This window comes from Caldanaerovirga acetigignens (assembly GCF_900142995.1).
GTDB classification, from domain to species: domain Bacteria; phylum Bacillota; class Thermosediminibacteria; order Thermosediminibacterales; family Thermosediminibacteraceae; genus Fervidicola; species Fervidicola acetigignens.
Window position 1 is genome coordinate 220,062 of record NZ_FRCR01000001.1, and the last position, 18,230, is coordinate 238,291.

The 18,230-nt window shown below is 42.0% G+C and carries 17 protein-coding genes; all 17 read left to right on the plus strand.

Annotated elements, in window-relative coordinates; genetic code table 11:
* Positions 1-2: 2 nt before the first annotated feature.
* The 17 genes from BUB66_RS01185 to fliI all read left to right on the plus strand — a co-directional run bounded on the left by BUB66_RS01185 (position 3) and on the right by fliI (position 18,227).
* Positions 3-1,214, plus strand: coding sequence for an NAD(P)-dependent malic enzyme (locus tag BUB66_RS01185; RefSeq protein WP_073253397.1), 1,212 nt, complete (start codon positions 3-5; stop codon positions 1,212-1,214).
* A 445-nt stretch (positions 1,215-1,659) separates the two neighbouring features.
* On the plus strand, positions 1,660-3,192 hold the full coding sequence (locus BUB66_RS01195) for a YifB family Mg chelatase-like AAA ATPase (RefSeq protein ID WP_073253403.1): 1,533 nt from the start codon (positions 1,660-1,662) through the stop codon (positions 3,190-3,192).
* Positions 3,193-3,313: 121 nt separating this feature from the next.
* A complete protein-coding gene (gene cobO / locus BUB66_RS01200; RefSeq protein ID WP_084098546.1) occupies positions 3,314-3,841 on the plus strand; it encodes a cob(I)yrinic acid a,c-diamide adenosyltransferase in 528 nt (175 codons plus the stop codon).
* 11 nt (positions 3,842-3,852) lie between these two features.
* Complete coding sequence (gene dprA / locus BUB66_RS01205; protein WP_244269700.1) at positions 3,853-4,935, plus strand: DNA-processing protein DprA; 1,083 nt, start codon at positions 3,853-3,855, stop codon at positions 4,933-4,935.
* A gap of 10 nt (positions 4,936-4,945) precedes the next feature.
* The gene (gene topA, locus BUB66_RS01210) at positions 4,946-7,027 is read left to right on the plus strand and encodes a type I DNA topoisomerase (protein WP_073253647.1); all 2,082 of its coding nucleotides are present in this window, start codon (positions 4,946-4,948) and stop codon (positions 7,025-7,027) included.
* A 3-nt stretch (positions 7,028-7,030) separates the two neighbouring features.
* Entirely contained in the window at positions 7,031-8,344 is a 1,314-nt protein-coding gene (trmFO, locus tag BUB66_RS01215; RefSeq protein WP_073253412.1) for an FADH(2)-oxidizing methylenetetrahydrofolate--tRNA-(uracil(54)-C(5))-methyltransferase TrmFO, read from the plus strand.
* Between the two features lie 119 nt (positions 8,345-8,463).
* Complete coding sequence (gene xerC, locus BUB66_RS01220) at positions 8,464-9,378, plus strand: tyrosine recombinase XerC (RefSeq protein WP_073253414.1); 915 nt, start codon at positions 8,464-8,466, stop codon at positions 9,376-9,378.
* Entirely contained in the window at positions 9,378-9,908 is a 531-nt protein-coding gene (gene hslV / locus BUB66_RS01225) for an ATP-dependent protease subunit HslV (RefSeq protein ID WP_073253417.1), read from the plus strand. The genes xerC and hslV overlap by 1 nt, the downstream gene beginning before the upstream one ends.
* A 14-nt stretch (positions 9,909-9,922) precedes the next feature.
* Positions 9,923-11,326 (plus strand): ATP-dependent protease ATPase subunit HslU, encoded by a 1,404-nt coding sequence (gene hslU / locus BUB66_RS01230; protein WP_073253419.1) that lies wholly within the window; start codon positions 9,923-9,925, stop codon positions 11,324-11,326.
* 42 nt (positions 11,327-11,368) lie between these two features.
* On the plus strand, positions 11,369-12,154 hold the full coding sequence (codY, locus tag BUB66_RS01235; RefSeq protein ID WP_073253422.1) for a GTP-sensing pleiotropic transcriptional regulator CodY: 786 nt from the start codon (positions 11,369-11,371) through the stop codon (positions 12,152-12,154).
* A gap of 228 nt (positions 12,155-12,382) precedes the next feature.
* Positions 12,383-12,802, plus strand: coding sequence for a flagellar basal body rod protein FlgB (flgB, locus tag BUB66_RS01240; RefSeq protein ID WP_143156170.1), 420 nt, complete (start codon positions 12,383-12,385; stop codon positions 12,800-12,802).
* A 6-nt stretch (positions 12,803-12,808) separates the two neighbouring features.
* Positions 12,809-13,252, plus strand: coding sequence for a flagellar basal body rod protein FlgC (gene flgC / locus BUB66_RS01245; RefSeq protein ID WP_073253427.1), 444 nt, complete (start codon positions 12,809-12,811; stop codon positions 13,250-13,252).
* A gap of 40 nt (positions 13,253-13,292) precedes the next feature.
* A complete protein-coding gene (gene fliE, locus BUB66_RS01250) occupies positions 13,293-13,574 on the plus strand; it encodes a flagellar hook-basal body complex protein FliE (RefSeq protein ID WP_084098549.1) in 282 nt (93 codons plus the stop codon).
* Between the two features lie 19 nt (positions 13,575-13,593).
* On the plus strand, positions 13,594-15,135 hold the full coding sequence (gene fliF, locus BUB66_RS01255) for a flagellar basal-body MS-ring/collar protein FliF (RefSeq protein WP_073253433.1): 1,542 nt from the start codon (positions 13,594-13,596) through the stop codon (positions 15,133-15,135).
* A gap of 12 nt (positions 15,136-15,147) precedes the next feature.
* Positions 15,148-16,155: a flagellar motor switch protein FliG gene (fliG, locus tag BUB66_RS01260; protein WP_073253436.1), complete on the plus strand. Its 1,008-nt coding sequence runs from the start codon at positions 15,148-15,150 to the stop codon at positions 16,153-16,155.
* Complete coding sequence (locus BUB66_RS01265; protein WP_084098526.1) at positions 16,148-16,912, plus strand: FliH/SctL family protein; 765 nt, start codon at positions 16,148-16,150, stop codon at positions 16,910-16,912. Before fliG ends, BUB66_RS01265 begins: the two co-directional genes overlap by 8 nt.
* On the plus strand, positions 16,905-18,227 hold the full coding sequence (gene fliI, locus BUB66_RS01270; protein WP_073253439.1) for a flagellar protein export ATPase FliI: 1,323 nt from the start codon (positions 16,905-16,907) through the stop codon (positions 18,225-18,227). Before BUB66_RS01265 ends, fliI begins: the two co-directional genes overlap by 8 nt.
* Positions 18,228-18,230 lie beyond the last annotated feature (3 nt).

Consider the following 18,230-nt stretch of genomic DNA (forward strand, 5'->3'; position numbering starts at 1 on the left):
ATATGGACATAAGAGAAGAAGCTTTAAAGCTTCATAGAGAAAATAAAGGGAAGTTAGAAGTAATAAGTAAGGTAGTTGTTAATAATTCTACCGATTTAAGCCTTAGTTATACACCGGGTGTTGCAGAACCATGTAAGGAAATAATGGCAAATCCGGAACTGGCATATGAGTATACAGTAAAGGGACACATGGTGGCTGTTGTCACCGACGGATCTGCCGTATTGGGTCTTGGGAATATTGGTGGTTTGGCCGGAGCTCCTGTTATGGAAGGTAAGTGTGTGTTGTTTAAGATTTTTGGTGGTGTGGATGCATTTCCGATCTGCCTTAATACTCAGGACGTTGATGAAATAGTTAAAACCGTCAAGAATATATCGCCAATTTTTGGTGGTATAAACCTGGAGGATATAGCGGCTCCAAGGTGTTTTGAAGTAGAAAAGAGATTAATAAAAGAGCTTGATATACCAGTGTTCCATGACGACCAGCATGGTACTGCAGTTGTAGTACTTGCGGCAATAATGAATGCTCTAAAATTAGTGGACAAGCAAATTGAAAATGTAACTGCCATTATAAATGGTGCTGGTGCTGCTGGAATTGCCACTGCAAAGCTTCTCTTGAGTGCGGGAATAGGCAACATAATTTTATGCGATAGAAAGGGTACCATCTATAAAGGTAGAGAAGGAAATGATTGGAGTAAAGAGGAGATTGCGGAATATACGAATAAAGATTTAGTAAAAGGAACTCTCGCAGATGCAATTAAAGGTGCGGATATATTTATCGGTGTTTCTGGACCGGGAGTTTTGAACAAAGAAATGGTTGCTTCTATGAGCAAAAATGCTATTGTTCTTGCCCTAGCTAATCCTGTCCCTGAAATATGGCCTGAAGAGGCAAAAGCTGGTGGGGCTAAGGTGGTAGGTACCGGTAGATCCGATTTTCCCAACCAGGTGAACAATGTGCTGGCATTTCCAGGGATTTTTAGAGGAGCACTAGAAGTACGGGCAAATAAAATAAATGAGGAGATGAAAGTAGCAGCGGCTAAAGCAATAGCGGCTCTTGCAGAAGAGAATCTTGACTATGACTACATTTTGCCAAAGGCTTTTGATAATAGGGTTGGGGCACATGTTGCGTCTTGTGTGGCAAAAGCTGCTATTGAATCTGGTGTTGCTCAATTATCAATAGATCCCGACAAAATTAAGGAGAAAATGTTGAACAAATGATATGGGCAAAAGTACTCAATGGGTGGGAGGAAAGGTATAAACTAGAGTTAATACTGCTCGAACAGTTTAAAAAACCGATAATGGTGGTTACGATCCTGGCGGGATGAAACTCGATGCGATATCAGAGATAATTTCCCAAGAAGCTGTTAAGAGTGTACAGGATTTTGGCTTTATTTTAACTGTATCCGGCAAAAATTTTGCCGGACAATATTTTTTATCGGCGGACCTTGCAGTTTCGACGCTTTTTATTTACCTTCTACAACAAATTTTTTTACGCTTTTTTCTTGTTACAAAATGAGAGATTTTTAGCATAATTGTGATGCCATTTTTGATGGGATTTGTATAGTTTTCTTTTTTACTTTTTCAAGGAGGAAAATCCATAATTGTGGAGAATTTTAGAAAATAGTTTGCTTATATTGTTTATGAAGAAAAACAGGAGGAAAAAATGCTAGCTTCATTAAAAAGTTGCGCCATATACGGTATCGAAAGCTTCATAGTCGATGTGGAGGTATATATTTCTAACGGCCTTCCTGCATTCGATATTGTAGGACTTCCGGACACGGCGGTCAGGGAGTCGCGGGAGCGGGTGAGAGCGGCTATAAAAAATCAGGATTTTGATTTTCCCATAAAAAGGATTACGCTGAATCTTGCACCGGCTGACATAAAAAAAGAAGGCCCTCACTTCGACCTTCCGATTGCCTTGGGTATCTTAGCTGCTACCGAACAAGTTCCGGCAAGTGCGCTAGAAGGGTACGCGATTGTTGGGGAACTATCTCTCGATGGAAGGGTAAGGCCGATAAATGGAATTTTACCTATGGCGATAGAGGTAAAGCAGAAAGCTTTAAAAGGGATAGTTGTTCCATTGGAAAACGCCGAGGAGGCTGCTGTAATTAAAGGTATAGAGGTAATAGGTGTAAAAAGTTTAAAGGAAGCAGTGGAATATTTTAAAGGTGGATTTAAACCGGATGAGATAGCGTCTAAAGTCCAGGATGCGTTTAGCGTAGATTTCGAAGGAGACTTTTCGGAGGTAAAGGGGCAGGAGGTTATAAAAAGAGCTTTGGAGATAGCGGCAGCCGGCCATCACAATCTCATAATGGTTGGACCTCCCGGTTCGGGCAAGACGATGATAGCAAAGCGTATTCCCACGATTTTACCTTCCATGACTTTTGAAGAATCCTTAGAATTAACAAAAATTTACAGTATTGCCGGGCTTTTGGTGGGCAAATCTTCTTTGATAAAGACTAGGCCGTTCAGGGCACCCCACCACAGTATTACCCCGGTGGGGTTGGTGGGCGGTGGTCGAATACCAAGGCCTGGCGAGGTAAGTCTTGCACACCATGGTGTTTTATTTTTAGACGAGTTGCCGGAATTCTCGAAGGAAATTTTGGAACTGCTTCGCGAACCGCTGGAAGAAGGCAAGATAACCATTTCGAGAATGAACGCGACGGTTACCTATCCTGCAAGTTTCATGCTTGTTGCGGCTATGAATCCATGTCCGTGCGGATATTTTCAGGACCCTTTCCACGAATGTTCCTGCCCGCCACACAAAGTGCATAGTTATTTGAGCAAAATCTCAGGGCCGCTACTTGATAGGATAGATATGCAGGTAGGTGTTTTACCCGTTGCGTTTTCCGATTTGGAAAAAACGAGTTCTACGGATTCGGCCACAATAAGAAAAAGGGTTGAAGTGGCAAGAAGCATGCAGCTTATGCGTTATAAGGGGCAAAACATTTTTTATAATTCCCAGCTTACCCCGGCTATGGTAAATAAATACTGCAAGCTGAGCAAGGGTGAAAAACTTTTAATGAAGGAGGCTTTCGAAAAGTTAAAGTTAAGTGCAAGGGCTTACAATAAAATTCTGAAGTTGGCGAGGACAATAGCGGATTTAGATCAGTCGGAAAACATCAAAGAAATTCACCTGGCCGAGGCCCTGCAATTTAGGAACCTGGATAAATACTTCCAATATTTAAAGGTATGAGTAAAAAATTTCCCGGGACATAGCAAAAAATACCATTTTGTGACAAGCAATATTTTGCCACAACAATCTTTGACCAAAAAGGGAATATATGTTATCATTTTTTGTTAAAGGAGTGATATTTGTGAATTCCAAAAAGGGACTGGTTTTGGTTTATACAGGAAATGGCAAGGGCAAAACTACTGCAGCTTTTGGGTTGGCTTTGAGGGCAATCGGACACGGTGAAAAAGTATATATGATTCAGTTCATGAAAGGGAGTCCTGATTACGGTGAAGTACAGGCTGCAAAGTATTTACCCAATCTCCAACTGGTTCAAAAGGGGAGAGATTGCTTCGTTAAAAAAGGAAACCCCGCTCCAGAAGATTTGAAAATTGCAAGAGAAGGTATTGAGTTGGCCAGGAATATAATTTCCAGCGGAGAGTATGACCTTGTCATACTTGATGAAATAAACGTGGCCGTAGATTACGGCCTGATACCCGAAGAAGAGGTTCTAAATTTAATAGATTTAAAACCCGAGAGGACCACGCTGGTACTGACGGGTCGTTATGCTACGGAAAAATTAATGGAAAAAGCTGATATGGTGAGCGAAGTAAAAGAAATAAAGCACCATTACAAAAAAGGTATATCTGCGCAAGCTGGTATAGAATACTAATATACTGAGGGATGGCAATGGCAGAGCTTGAGTTGTTGGTGGCTCTAAATATGATCCCCTACCTCGGGCCAGTGAGGATAAGGGGATTATTAAATTGCTTTAACACCTATTCGGATTTTATGAACGCGACGAGAGAAAGATTGATGGATGCTCCTGGCATTACTCCACAAATATGCGATACAATATTAGAATTCAGAAAAAAAGTTAATCCTTTTGATGAGATAGAAAGGATAAAAAAACTTGGAGCTAAAATAATAACCATCGAAGACGAAGAGTATCCCCGGCTTTTGGCGGAAATTTATGATCCGCCCGTGGTACTTTACGTTCTGGGAGAAGCATCTGCGTTGAATATGGAATCTATTGCAATAGTGGGAACGCGAAAACCCACATCTTACGGGCAAAAAGTAGCGGAGCAAATAGCCGGAGAACTTGCAGAATTCAATATAAACGTCGTAAGCGGGATGGCCCGGGGCATCGATTCTTTTGCACATAAAGGCGCTCTAAAAGCCGGCGGTCCCACCACGGCCGTTCTGGGATGCGGTATAGACGTTGTTTATCCCCCGGAAAACCACGAACTTATGAAAAAGATAATTAAATATGGGTGTGTCATTACCAGCTTTCCTGCCAATTCGAAACCATTGCCATCCAATTTTCCTGCTAGAAATAGAATTATAAGCGGTATGACGAGGGGGACGTTGGTAGTAGAAGCGGCTGAAAAAAGCGGTTCGCTTATTACTGCCGATTTTGCTTTAGAGCAGGGCAGGGACGTATTTGCGGTGCCCGGTAGTGTATTCAGCCCTTACAGCCGCGGAACTCACAAGCTTATAAAGCAGGGAGCGAAATTAGTGGAATGTGCAAACGATATATTGGAAGAACTGAATTTTAGGAAGAATGATTCCGCGGAAATAAAAGAGCTCGACCTTACGTTAGAGGAATCGGAAGTATTAGAGGTGATAGATTATACTCCCGTGAATATAGAATTTATCGTGCAAAAGACGAATAAACCTCCTGGGGAAATAAACGCCGTAATAACCCGGCTTCAACTGAAAAATATGATAACATTATTGCCTGGAGGATATGTAATGAAAATTTGAGGTGATCATAATGGCAAAGTCGCTAATAATCGTTGAATCTCCGGCCAAAGCAAAGACTATCAGCCGTTTTTTGGGAAAGGAATACAAAGTAGTAGCCTCTATGGGTCATGTCAGGGACCTGCCGAAAAGCCAGCTCGGCATTGATATTGAAAATGGCTTTATGCCAAGATATATAACCATCCGAGGGAAAGGGCCCTTGATAGAAAACCTGAAAAAAGAAGCTGCTAAAGTAAAAAATGTCTTGCTTGCTACCGATCCTGATAGAGAGGGCGAGGCTATATCGTGGCATCTTGCGCATCTTTTGGAGCTTCCCCTTGAATCCCCGTGCAGAGTGGAATTCCATGAAATAACAAAAAATGCTGTTTCCGAATCCTTGCGCCACCCTCGAAAGATAGATATGAATCTGGTAGATGCCCAGCAGGCGAGAAGAATTTTGGACCGACTGGTAGGCTACAAAATTAGCCCGATTTTGTGGCGCAAGGTCAAGGGGGGATTGAGTGCCGGCAGGGTCCAATCGGCGGCCGTGAGGATGATATGCGACAGGGAAAAAGAGATAGATGAATTTGTCCCTGAAGAATACTGGACAATTGAGGCGGAACTTGCATGTCAGAATGGTGGTAATGTTTTCCTTGCCAAGCTTCATTCCAGGGGCGACGAAAAACTAAATCTGAAAGACCGTAATGCGGTGGAAAAAATCGTAGCCGATTTGCAAAAAGAAATCTTTACGGTAGTAGAGGTCAAAAAAGGCGAGCGTCGCCGAAATCCGTCACCGCCTTTTACGACGAGCACCATGCAGCAAGAAGCTGCAAGGAAACTGGGCTTTACCGCAAAGAAGACGATGATGGTAGCCCAGCAGCTTTATGAGGGACTTGATATCGAGGGAGAGGGCACTGTCGGCCTTGTAACGTATATAAGGACCGATTCGACAAGAATATCGGAACAAGCTCAAAAAGAGGCTAGAGAGTATATATTGAAAAATTATGGAACAGAATATATAGGAAGCGGTTCGTTGGCTCAAAAAAGCAAAAAGAATATTCAAGATGCACATGAAGCAATAAGACCCACTTCCGTTTTCCGGCATCCCGAATCTATTAAAAACTCACTGACTGCTGACCAGTACAAACTCTATAAATTGATATGGGAAAGGTTTATAGCAAGCCAGATGGCGCCGGCGGTGTACGATACTGTTTCGGCGGAAATAAAAGCGGGGGAGTATATTTTTAAGGCTTCAGGTTCAACCCTTAAATTTTCTGGTTTCATGGCCGTTTATACAGAAGGAGCCGACGAAGAAACGGAAAGGGAAGAAGGTTTGCTGCCCGAACTTACTGCAGGGCAGACTCTTGTGCTTTTGCAAATCAAACCCGAACAGCATTTTACCCAGCCGCCGCCCAGGTATACTGAAGCCATGCTGGTAAAAGCGTTGGAGGAAAGGGGTATAGGCCGTCCGAGCACCTACGCGCCTATCATAGATACCATTCAAAAAAGAGGTTACGTAAAAAAGGAAAAGGGAAGGTTTAAGCCGACGGAATTAGGACAAATAGTGACGGAAATATTAAAGGAATACTTTAGTGATATAGTGGATCTTGATTTTACTGCGGAAATGGAAAGTCAGTTGGATAAAGTAGAATCAGGAGAGGAAAACTGGCAGCGAATCGTAGAGGAATTTTACCGTCCTTTCAAGGAAAAGCTGAGGATAGCCGAAGAAAAAATCGAGGAAGTAAAAATTGAAGATGAAGTTACTGATGAAAAGTGTGAGATATGCGGCAGAAATATGGTGATAAAACGCGGAAAGTACGGCGAATTTATGGCGTGTTCTGGCTTCCCGGAATGCCGCAACACAAAGCCGCTAATAGAGCAACTTGGCGTCAAATGTCCCAAGTGCGGCGGCGATATAGTAGTTAGAAAATCAAAAAAAGGACGGAAATTCTACGGATGCAGTAACTATCCCGACTGCGATTTTGTATTGTGGGACCCACCCAGCGAAATCCCTTGTCCCCGTTGCGGCAGCTTGATGGTGGAAAAGACTGTGAGAAACGAAAAGGTCGCAGTATGTATTAATCCCGAATGTGGCTATAAAAAATCGGAGGGATGAAAGATGGAAAAGATAAAGGTCATTGGTGGCGGGTTGGCTGGATGCGAAGCGGCATGGCATATCGCAAATATGGGATTTAAGGTAGAACTTTACGAGATGAGGCCGTTAAAGACTACTCCGGCCCACCATACCGACAAACTGGCCGAGCTTGTATGCAGCAATTCTCTTAGATCTAACGAGCTTACCAATGCTGCGGGGCTTTTAAAAGAAGAAATGCGGCTTTTGGGCTCTTTGATCATAGAAAAAGCCGAGGAAAACAGCGTTCCGGCCGGTGCGGCTCTCGCAGTGGACCGGGAAAAGTTTTCCTCGGCTGTAACTGCTGCAATTGAAGAACACCCCCTAATTGAGATAAAGAGGGAAGAAGTGGTTGATATACCCGAGCCTCCTGCCATTATAGCGACTGGTCCTCTAACTTCAGAGGCATTATCTAAAGCTATAAGCGAATTTTTGGGGAAAGAATACCTATACTTTTACGATGCTGCTGCTCCTATCATTACTAGGGATTCCATAGATTGGAATGTTGCTTTCTGGGGTTCGAGGTATAACAAGGGTGACGAAGATTATGTGAATTTGCCGATGACAGAAGAGGAGTATATGGAGTTTTACAACGAACTGATAAGTGCCGAAGTCCATCCCCTTAAAGAATTTGAAAAGCCGGTATTTTTCGAAGGATGTATGCCCATCGAAGTGATGGCAAAAAGAGGCCCCAAGACGCTTCTTTTCGGACCGTTAAAGCCGGTAGGAATAATAGACCCGAGAACCGGCAAGCAACCTTTCGCTGTAGTTCAACTCAGAAAGGAAAATAAAGAAGGCACTCTATTCAACATGGTGGGTTTTCAGACGAGCCTAAAATGGCCGGAACAAAAACGGGTTTTTAGTAAAATTCCGGGCTTAAAAGACCCCGAGTTCGTGCGCTACGGTTTTGTTCACAGGAATACGTTTATAATGAGCCCTAAATTCTTACATCCCTGGCTTGAAGTAAAGTCGGCTCAGGGGCTATTTTTTGCAGGGCAAATAACCGGAGTGGAAGGGTATATAGAATCGGCGGCATCCGGAATAGTAGCAGGAATTAACATGGTTCGGCGTATTAAAGGTGAAGGTCCCATTTCTTTTCCTTTGGAGACTGTGATAGGGTCGCTTTGTAATTATGTTGCTACTGCCGATCCCAGAAATTTTCAGCCGATGAAAGCTAATTTCGGTTTGCTCCCTCCGCTTGACTGGAGAATAAAGTCAAAAAAGGAGAGAAATCAGCTTTTAGCGGAGCGTTCCATAGAGTTGCTAAGGAAGTTTATAGAAGCTAATAAATTAAAAATTTAACTATGGTCATAATTTCAAAAAAATTTAACATATAATTTAAAAATAATTTAGAATTTAATCTTGCATAAAATCAAAGGTTGTGGTAGTATATTAGTTGTTCGCTGCGAGGTTGATAGGCCATGGAATACGAGGTGGTAGACAGTTTTTTAAATTACATAAAAGCAGCCAAGAACCAATCGGAGAATACCCTGAAAGCCTATGCCAATGACTTGGGACAGTTTATAGAATATTTGGAACAGAATAAAATGTCCGAAACAAAGAGTTTGAAGAATATAACTCACCTGGATATAAGAGGTTTTCTGGCCTATTTAAAGGAAAAAGGGGTTGCAAAAAAAAGCATAACCAGAAAACTTTCAGCTTTAAGAAGCTTTTTTAAATATCTCACTAAAGAAGGAATAATATCGGAAGATCCTACCAAAATGGTGCAAGGAATGAAGCTCCCCAAGAAATTGCCGCTGTTTTTATATCCCGCAGAAATAGAAGCGCTGCTTTCAGCTCCGAACAAGGATGTGCTGGGGATACGCGATAGAGCTATCATGGAGCTTTTATATGCCACCGGTGTGAGGGTAAGTGAGCTCGTATCGATAAAGTTGAGAGATGTAAATATGGGTGCCAATTTCATAATTGTATACGGCAAAGGTTCCCGTGAGAGAATAGTGTTTTTCGGGACGAAGGCAGCGAAAAGTCTGGAAGAATATTTAAAAAAAAGCAGGCCTTACCTTGTAAAAAATTTAAGCTGCGAATATCTTTTTCTTAATAAAAACGGGACTAAGTTAACGGATAGAAGCGTGAGGAGAATTATAGATAAATATGTAAAGGAATTGTCTATGAAAAAAAATATTAGCCCTCACACTTTTAGGCATACATTTGCTACTCACATGTTGAACAATGGAGCAGATCTTAAAACTGTGCAGGAGCTATTGGGGCATGTGAGCTTATCCACAACACAGCTTTATACTCATCTGACAAAAGAAAGACTAAAGGAAATATACGATAAGGTTTTTCCCCGCGCAAAAAAAAAGGAGGATAGCTGATGTTTTCAGCAACTACAATAGTAGCCTTAGTAAATCAAAAGGGTGCTGCAATGGCAGGAGACGGGCAAGTTACTTTTGGGCAAAACACTATAATGAAACATCATGCTAAAAAAGTTAGGAAAATATATAATGGCCAAGTGCTTGCGGGCTTTGCTGGTTCAGTGGCTGATGCGGTAACCCTTTTTGAGAAATTTGAGTCAAAACTTGAGGAATTTCATGGCAATCTCGTAAGGGCTGCCGTGGAGTTAGCGAAAGAATGGCGCACCGACAGAATGCTCAGGAAATTGGAGGCTTTACTAATAGCGGCCGACAAGGAGCACATTTTCATCATATCAGGCAGCGGAGAAGTGGTAGAACCTGACGACGGTATAGCAGCAATAGGATCGGGAGGGCCTTATGCCCTTGCCGCTGCTAGAGCGCTTTCGCAATATACGGATTTACCTCCTGAAAAAATTGTCCAAGAAGCACTAAAAATAGCAGCGGATATATGCGTTTACACGAACGATTACATATCAGTGGAGGTTCTCTAAGGAGGGAAAGGATTTTGGAAGACTTAACCCCAAGAAAGATCGTTGAAGAACTGGACAAATACATAGTTGGCCAGCAGGAAGCCAAACGGTGCGTGGCCATTGCGCTTCGAAATAGGTATAGGAGGCAAAAGCTGCCTAAGGAGCTTCAAGATGAGATAATGCCTAAAAATATATTGATGATTGGACCTACTGGAGTCGGCAAAACGGAAATTGCAAGAAGGCTTGCAAAGCTTGTAAACGCTCCTTTCGTAAAGGTTGAGGCTACTAAATTTACTGAGGTCGGCTATGTCGGGCGAGACGTGGATTCAATGGTAAGGGATTTAGTGGAAACTTCTATAAGAATGGTCAAGGTTGAGAAGATGGAGCAGGTAAAAGACAGGGCGAGGGAACTGGCAGAGCTTAGGATTGCGGAAATACTGCAGCCGGATCCAGTAAGGAGCGCCGGTTTTAAAAATCCTTTTGAAGTAATTTTTGGGAATGTATCGAGGATTGAAGAAAGCGATGATGAATACGAAGGAAAGCTTAGGATGGCTAAAGAAAAGCGTAAGGTACTGCTTGAAGATATTAAGTCAGGGAAAATAGATAATGAAATGATAGAAATAGAAATTGAGGACAACTCTATGCCGGTGTTGGAAGTATTTTCGAATTACGGAATTGAAGAAATGGGGATAAATTTCCAGGATTTGTTTAGCGGCATTATTCCTAAGCGGAAAAAGAAAAAAAGGGTCACTATCGAAACCGCAAGGAAGATATTGACCCAGGAAGAGGCTCAAAAGCTCATAGATATGGATGAAGTCATATCGGAGGCAATAAAAAGAGCAGAAGAAACGGGCATCATCTTTATAGATGAAATCGACAAGATAGCCGGAAGAGAGCACGGGACTAGCCCCGATGTGTCAAGAGAAGGCGTTCAAAGGGATATTCTTCCGATTGTGGAAGGCTGCACGGTCATGACAAAGTACGGACCCGTAAAGACCGACCATATTCTGTTTATCGCTGCAGGAGCTTTTCACATCTCTAAGCCCTCGGACCTCATACCCGAGTTACAGGGAAGATTTCCGATTCGCGTAGAATTGAAGAGCCTCTCAAAGGAAGATTTAAAGAAAATTTTAATAGAACCCAAGAATTCTCTAATAAAACAATATAAGGCTTTGTTGGAAACTGAAGGAATAAAAATCCATTTTACAGAAGATGCTATTGATGAGATAGTAAGTATAGCGGTACATGTCAATCAGCATACTGAAAATATTGGTGCAAGGAGACTACATACCATTATGGAAAAGCTATTGGAAGATATATCATTCAACGCTTCCGAAATCAAAGAAAGCAGCACTGAATTTGTCATCGACAAAAATTACGTCGATGAAAAACTAAAAGATATAGTCAAAGATAAGGATTTAAGCATGTATATTTTGTGATACAATTAATTTTAAAAAAATCGGAAAAGGAGGAAATATAAAATGAGCAGCGATTTGCTAGAAAAAACGAGGAGAATCAACAAATTACTGCAAAGATCTGCGGGTTATCCTGTAGATTTCAGCGAAGTATGCAAAATATTGAGCGAAGTTTTAAATGCCAATGCGTATGTGGCTAGCCGAAAAGGAAAGGTTTTGGGATATGCGCTCCTTAACGAATACGACTGTGACGTCATACAAAACAAAGTCCTGGAAGAGAAGATGTTCCCAAAAGAGTACAATGACAAGTTGCTGGAAATTCATGAGACGATGCCGAATATACCTCAGGAGGAACTCGAGTGCGTGTTTGACAGCACCCAGAGATGTCCGCACCCTGGGAAATTGGTGACTATTGTGCCTATAAACGGAGGAGGGGAAAGGTTAGGCACTCTAGTCCTTGCTAGGTTCGGTGACAAATTTACCGATGATGACCTGGTTCTTGCGGAGTACAGCGCAACGGTTGTAGGAATGGAGATATTAAGGTCGAAGACTGAAGAGATAGAGGAGGAAGCACGGAAGAAAGCGGTGGTGCAGCTTGCCATAGGTACCCTGTCGTTCTCAGAACTAGAAGCAGTGCAGCATATTTTTGAAGAGTTGGACGGAAGCGAAGGATTGCTGGTGGCAAGCAAAATCGCCGATAGGGTTGGAATAACTCGCTCTGTAATAGTAAACGCGCTGAGAAAACTAGAGAGCGCAGGAGTTATAGAATCAAGGTCGCTGGGAATGAAAGGAACATATATAAAAGTCTTAAATGATAAACTGCTGGAAGAACTAAAAAAAGTTCGCTCATAAAAATGCGTGAAATTTCATTTCACGCATTTTTTTACTTTTTGGTAGTCCCAAAGTATCATATACAAAAATATCCATGTGTGTTATAATGTGACATAACAAGACAAGTTTTCCCTATTTCGACGATTTATGGCCCTATTAAATATTTTTAAATTTTGAGGTAAAAGCAGGAAAATATAAATTTTTGGCGAAGTTAAGAGATTAAAACGCATATATTGTCGAAAAAAGAAGGTGAAGTGCGTGATGGATATTTTCGAAATGCCAGATCTTTTAAAGAAATATATGGATGTAAAATGGTTAAGGCACGAAGTGCTGGCTAACAACATTGCCAATGTAGATACTCCTAACTTCAAAAGGTCTGACGTGATATTTGAAGATTTGCTGAAAAACTATTTAAAGGAAAACAGTTCCAAGCTTCCCCTTTCCACTACCAACGAGAAGCATATTCAAAATATATGGTCGGTGAGAGATGTAAAGCCGAAGATTATTATCCAAAACGACAGAACCTTGAGAAACGACGGAAATAACGTGGACATAGATAAGGAAATGGTCGACCTTGCGAGGAATGCTTTATCTTACAATATATTAGCCGAGCAGGTTCAAAGGGAGTTTTCTTTATTGAGGTCGGCAATTACCGAGGGAAGGAGATAAAAAGTTATGAGTATGTTTAGAGCGATGGAGATTAGCGCATCAGGCCTAACAGCACAAAGGCTCAGGATGGATGTGATTTCGAGCAACATAGCTAATGTGAATACCACACGTACCGAACAGGGAGGCCCTTACAGGAGAAAAAGGGTTATTTTTCAGGAAAAAAGGTTCGAGCCTTATTTTAGAGAACTCTTCCAAAACAAGCTGTTAAATGCTGCTGGGGAAGGAGTTCGGGTAGTGGCTATAGAGGAAGATTATGCACCTTTCAGGCTGATATACGACCCGTCGCATCCCGATGCCGATGTCAACGGATACGTGAGGATGCCTAATGTAAATATCGTAACGGAAATGGTCGATATGCTATCGGCGACAAGAAGTTATGAAGCTAATGTGACGGCTATAAATTCGGTAAAAAGCATGATTAGTAAAGCGTTAGAGATAGGAAAAGCGTAATGAATATTGACGAGGGAAAAGGGAGGTAAACGCAGTGCAAGTGGGGAGGGTCGGAGAGTCAATCGGCAATTTATATGCCCAGCCTGCGGACGACAAAAACAACAATTCCTTCAGTGAATTATTGAAAAAGGCTTTTGAGACGATCAACGGTTATCAAAAAAATTACGATGATATATTAAAGAAAATGCTTGCCGGAGAAGATATAGGCGTCCATGAAGTGATGATCGCTGCAGAAAAGGCTAAACTTTCTCTAGATCTGGCAATACAAGTGAGAAATAAAGCTATAGAAGCCTACCAGGAGATTATGAGGATGCAGATATAACAGGCGAAGGTGGAATTTAATGGAATTTATTAATAATATAAGGCAAAAGTTGAAGGAGTTTTGGGAATCAAAGAGCAAGGCTCAGAAAATAAGGCTTGGGTTGAGCGCGGTCCTTGTTGTTTTGGTGGTGACTATTTTGGGTTATTTCATGACAAGGCCGAATTACGTTGTACTTTATTCAAACTTAGACGAAAAAGATGCCGGAGAAGTTGTAAAAAAGCTGGATGATATGAAAATTCCTTACCGGCTTACTGATGGAGGGAGAACAATTCTCACCAATGCTAAAGATGTCTATAAAGTAAGGCTGGAACTTGCAAGAGAAGGTCTGCCAAAGGATGGACAGATAGGTTTCAGCGACATCTTTGGCAAAACCAGGCTAGGGACTACAGAATGGGAAAAACAGATTCAATATACCCAGGCTCTGCAGGGTGAGCTGGCAAGGACAATAGAGGAAATGGAGCAGGTAGAGACAGCTCGCGTACATATCGTTCAACCGCAGAAGAGCCTTTTCGTAGAACCAAATGCCCAGCGAGAACCGTCGGCAGCGGTTTTTCTGAAAATTAAACCAGGGAGAGAACTCACTGGAGAGGAAACAAGGGGTATCATAAATCTAATTGCCCACTCTGTTGAAGGACTTAAGCCGGAAAACATTACGATTGTAGATGAACACGGGAGGATATTATCAAATATACCTCTTTCAGAAGAGGAGAATGCGAAGGAATTAGTTAACGCTCAGCTTGCCATTCAGGAAAATTTTCAGAAACGGCTGCAATCCAGTGTGCAGTCGCTTCTTGAGCAGATATTCGGTCCGGGTAATGTGGCTGTACGGGTAAACGCCCAGCTTAACTTTGATAAAAAAACGGTCGAAAACCGGATGTTTTCCCCACCGAATCCGGAAATTAACGAAGGATTGCTCAGAAGTGTCCAGGAATTGAGGGAATATTTTTCAGGGCAAGGTAACGTTCCGCAGGGAGAACCAGGAGCGGGAAGTAACATAGGGACATATCAGCAGCAAAACCAAGGAGGAACTTCTGATTATCAAAAGAGCGAAATAATCCGCAACTATGAATTAAACGAATCGAAGGAAAATATTGCGGTTGCACCTGGAGCCGTTAGAAAGCTTACTGTTTCGGTTGTCATAAACAGGGAACTGACTGATGATGAAAAAGAAAAAATAGTTGCTCTAGTCGGAAACGCAGTTGGTTATGATATACAGCGGGACCAGATAACGGTAGAAGGGATGGCTTTTGACACGCAGCTTGCTGACATGCTTTCGAGGCAGTTGAGTGAGGAAGCCCGAAGCAGGCAAAGACAGATGGTAATAATTATCGTAACAGTTCTAGCTTTTGTCGCAATACTTGTTGTTTTGTACCGGAATTTGATGCGACGGAAGCTCCAAATGGAAGAGGAAAAACTTGCACAAAAACTCACGGAAGCCCAACAGGCTGCATCGGTAGAAATCGATGAAAAAGAAGAGTTATTTAAAAACATTGAACGGCTTGCTAGGCAGCGACCCGAAGAAGTTGCAAAAATCATTAGAACTTGGTTAAACGAAGAATAAGAGGTGTTAGTAATGCCCTTGTCTAAAATTAGCGGAAGACAAAAAGCGGCTGTACTCATGGTTGCTCTGGGGCCTGAAGTGGCTTCGAAAATATATCGCTATTTGAAGGAAGAAGAGATAGAGCAGTTGACGATAGACATTGCAAGTTTGAGAAAAGTGAGAGATGAGGAACGGAGAGCCGTATTCGAAGAATTTTACCAAATGATGGTGGCAAACGATTACATAGCTCAGGGTGGGATAGAATACGCAAAAGAAATATTAGAAAAGGCGTTGGGCACCCAGAAGGCTTTTGAAATCATCAACAAGTTAACTTCGACATTGCAGGTCAGGCCCTTCGATTTTGTTCGAAAGGCCGACCCCTCCCAGCTTTTGAATTTTATACAAAACGAAAATTCGCAGACCATAGCCCTGATAATGGCGTACCTTCAACCAGAAAAGGCCGCAATGCTTCTTTCGTCGCTGCCGCCGGAAAAACAGGTAGATATAGCAAAACGAATTGCTACAATGGAAAGGGTTTCGCCCGAAGTCATCATGGAAGTGGAGAAGGTCTTGGAAAGGCAACTTTCTTCGATAGTAGTTGAGGATTATACCAATGTTGGCGGAATACAGGCTATAGTAAACATTTTAAACGGGGTAGACCGCAGCACAGAAAAGAACATAATAGAAGCCCTTGAGATGGAAAATCCGGAATTGGCAGAAGAGATAAGGAAGAGGATGTTTGTATTTGAAGACATATTGACACTTGACAACAGGTCGGTCCAAAGGATATTGCGGGAAGTAGATAACCAAGACCTGGTGCTGGCGCTCAAAGGAGCGAGTGAAGAGGTGAAAAATAAGATATTCAGCAATATGTCAAAACGCCAGGCCGAAATGATAAAGGAGGACATGGAATACTTAGGTCCCGTAAGGCTCAGAGATGTAGAAGAAGCCCAGCAAAAGATTGTGAATGTCATAAGAAAGCTAGAGGATGCAGGTGAGATAATTATTTCCCGCGGAGGAGGCGATGACATAATTGTCTAAAGTTTTGAAAGGTGTCGAGGTTTCAAGGGAAACTCCATATAAAATAAAGGATTTACATTTTCGAACCTTAAAAACCGAGAATACCATAAAGGATAGGGTCTGCTTTTCGCTTGAAGCGTTTTACAAGAGTAAGGCTAGCAAACTTATTGACGATGCTGCTCAGAAAGCATCAGAAATAATCGAAAAAGCAAAGGAAGAAAGTAAAGCAATTATAAAAGAGGCTATGGAAAAACAAGAAAAGATAGAAAAAGAAGCTTTCGAAAAAGGTTATGAAGATGGCTTTAGGAAAGGGAAGGAAGATGCTGAAAGAAAAGTGCGGACCCTCTTTGAAAAATATTTGGAGCAGTTCAATGGATTGAGGGAGAACCTTTTAAATCAAAACAAAGAGTATTTGAATGTTATGGAAAAGGAATGCTTAAAACTAGCCTTTTACATTGCCGAAAAAATATTAATGGAGCATGCCAAGGTAGATAGCAGATATATACTTGGAATAGTTAAGTCTGCCTTTGAGAAAATAGGGCAGGAAAAAGACGTGTTGGTTAGGATAAGCGAAAAGGATTTTCAAAGACTTGAAGGAGAAATAAAAGAAATCAGCCAAATGGCGAGGCAAAGAAAAGTCAATTTTGTTATGGACCCGACGCTTTCTGATGGTGAGTGCATAATACTAGGAAACTGTTTTGAAATAGATGCTGGTTTACGCACCCAGCTTGAAAACCTAAGGGCAGAATTGGTTGAAATGGAAGTTCTATATGAATAAAAGTTTTTTCGAAAACTACAAGACAATTATAGATGAGGCAGATACTTTGAAAATAAAAGGGAAAATATCTAAAATTGTAGGCCTCACAATAGAGTCCCAGGGCCCTCCTGCAGAAATTGGAGAGATTTGCAAGATAAGACTTTCCCGCAGGCCCGGGAAAAAGATTTTAGCTGAAGTGGTAGGTTTTCATGACGAAAAGATAATATTGATGCCACTTGGAGATATGGATGGCATTGCGCCAGGTGAAGAAGTGGAGGCAACAGGTAAAAAATTAATGGTTCCGGTTGGAGACGAGCTGCTGGGCAGAATCTTGGATGGATTGGGCAATCCGATTGACGGAAGAGGGCCTATAAAAAGCCGTGATTATTATCCGCTGTATAACTCTCCTCCAAATCCGGTAGACCGAGCTCCGATAGACACCCCTTTACCGCTGGGGATAAAGGCCATAGACGCTCTAATAACTTGTGGACGGGGCCAAAGGATAGGTATCTTTGCAGGAAGTGGGGTTGGGAAAAGCACCCTATTGGGCATGATTGCAAGAAACACAAAGGCAGATGTAAATGTCATAGCCCTCGTAGGCGAGAGGGGAAGGGAACTAAACAATTTTATAAAAAAGGATTTGAAAGAAGACGGATTGAAAAAGTCCGTTGTGGTCGTTGCCACATCGGATAAACCTCCGCTTGTAAGGACTAAGGCAGCTTTTACGGCTACGGCTATTGCTGAGTATTTTCGGGACAAGGGGCTCGATGTACTTTTGATGATGGATTCTGTTACGAGGTTTGCCATGGCGCAGCGGGAAGTGGGTCTAGCATCAGGTGAACCGCCCGTGACAAGAGGTTATACTCCTTCGGTTTTTGCCGTTTTACCTAAGTTGCTGGAAAGAGCAGGTACATCGAGCAAAGGCTCTATTACGGGAATTTACACGGTCTTGGTAGATGGCGATGACTTAAACGAACCGATATCAGATAGTGTCCGGGGTATTCTAGACGGACATATCGTGCTTTCAAGGGCTCTTGCAAATAAAAACCACTATCCTGCTATTGACGTTTTATCAAGTATAAGCAGGCTTATGAATGACGTTATTTCCGAAAGTCATAAGGAACTTGCTGCTAAACTAAAGAGCCTGCTTTCCATATACAACGAATCAGAAGACCTTATTAACCTTGGTGCTTATATTAAGGGGAGCAATCCTAAAATCGATGAAGCTTTGAGATATATCGATGAAATAAGAAAGTTTCTAATCCAGGATGTGGACGAAAAAGTAGATTTTGAAGAGACTCTGCGGCAATTAAAGAGGATTTTTGAAGGAGAGTAGAAA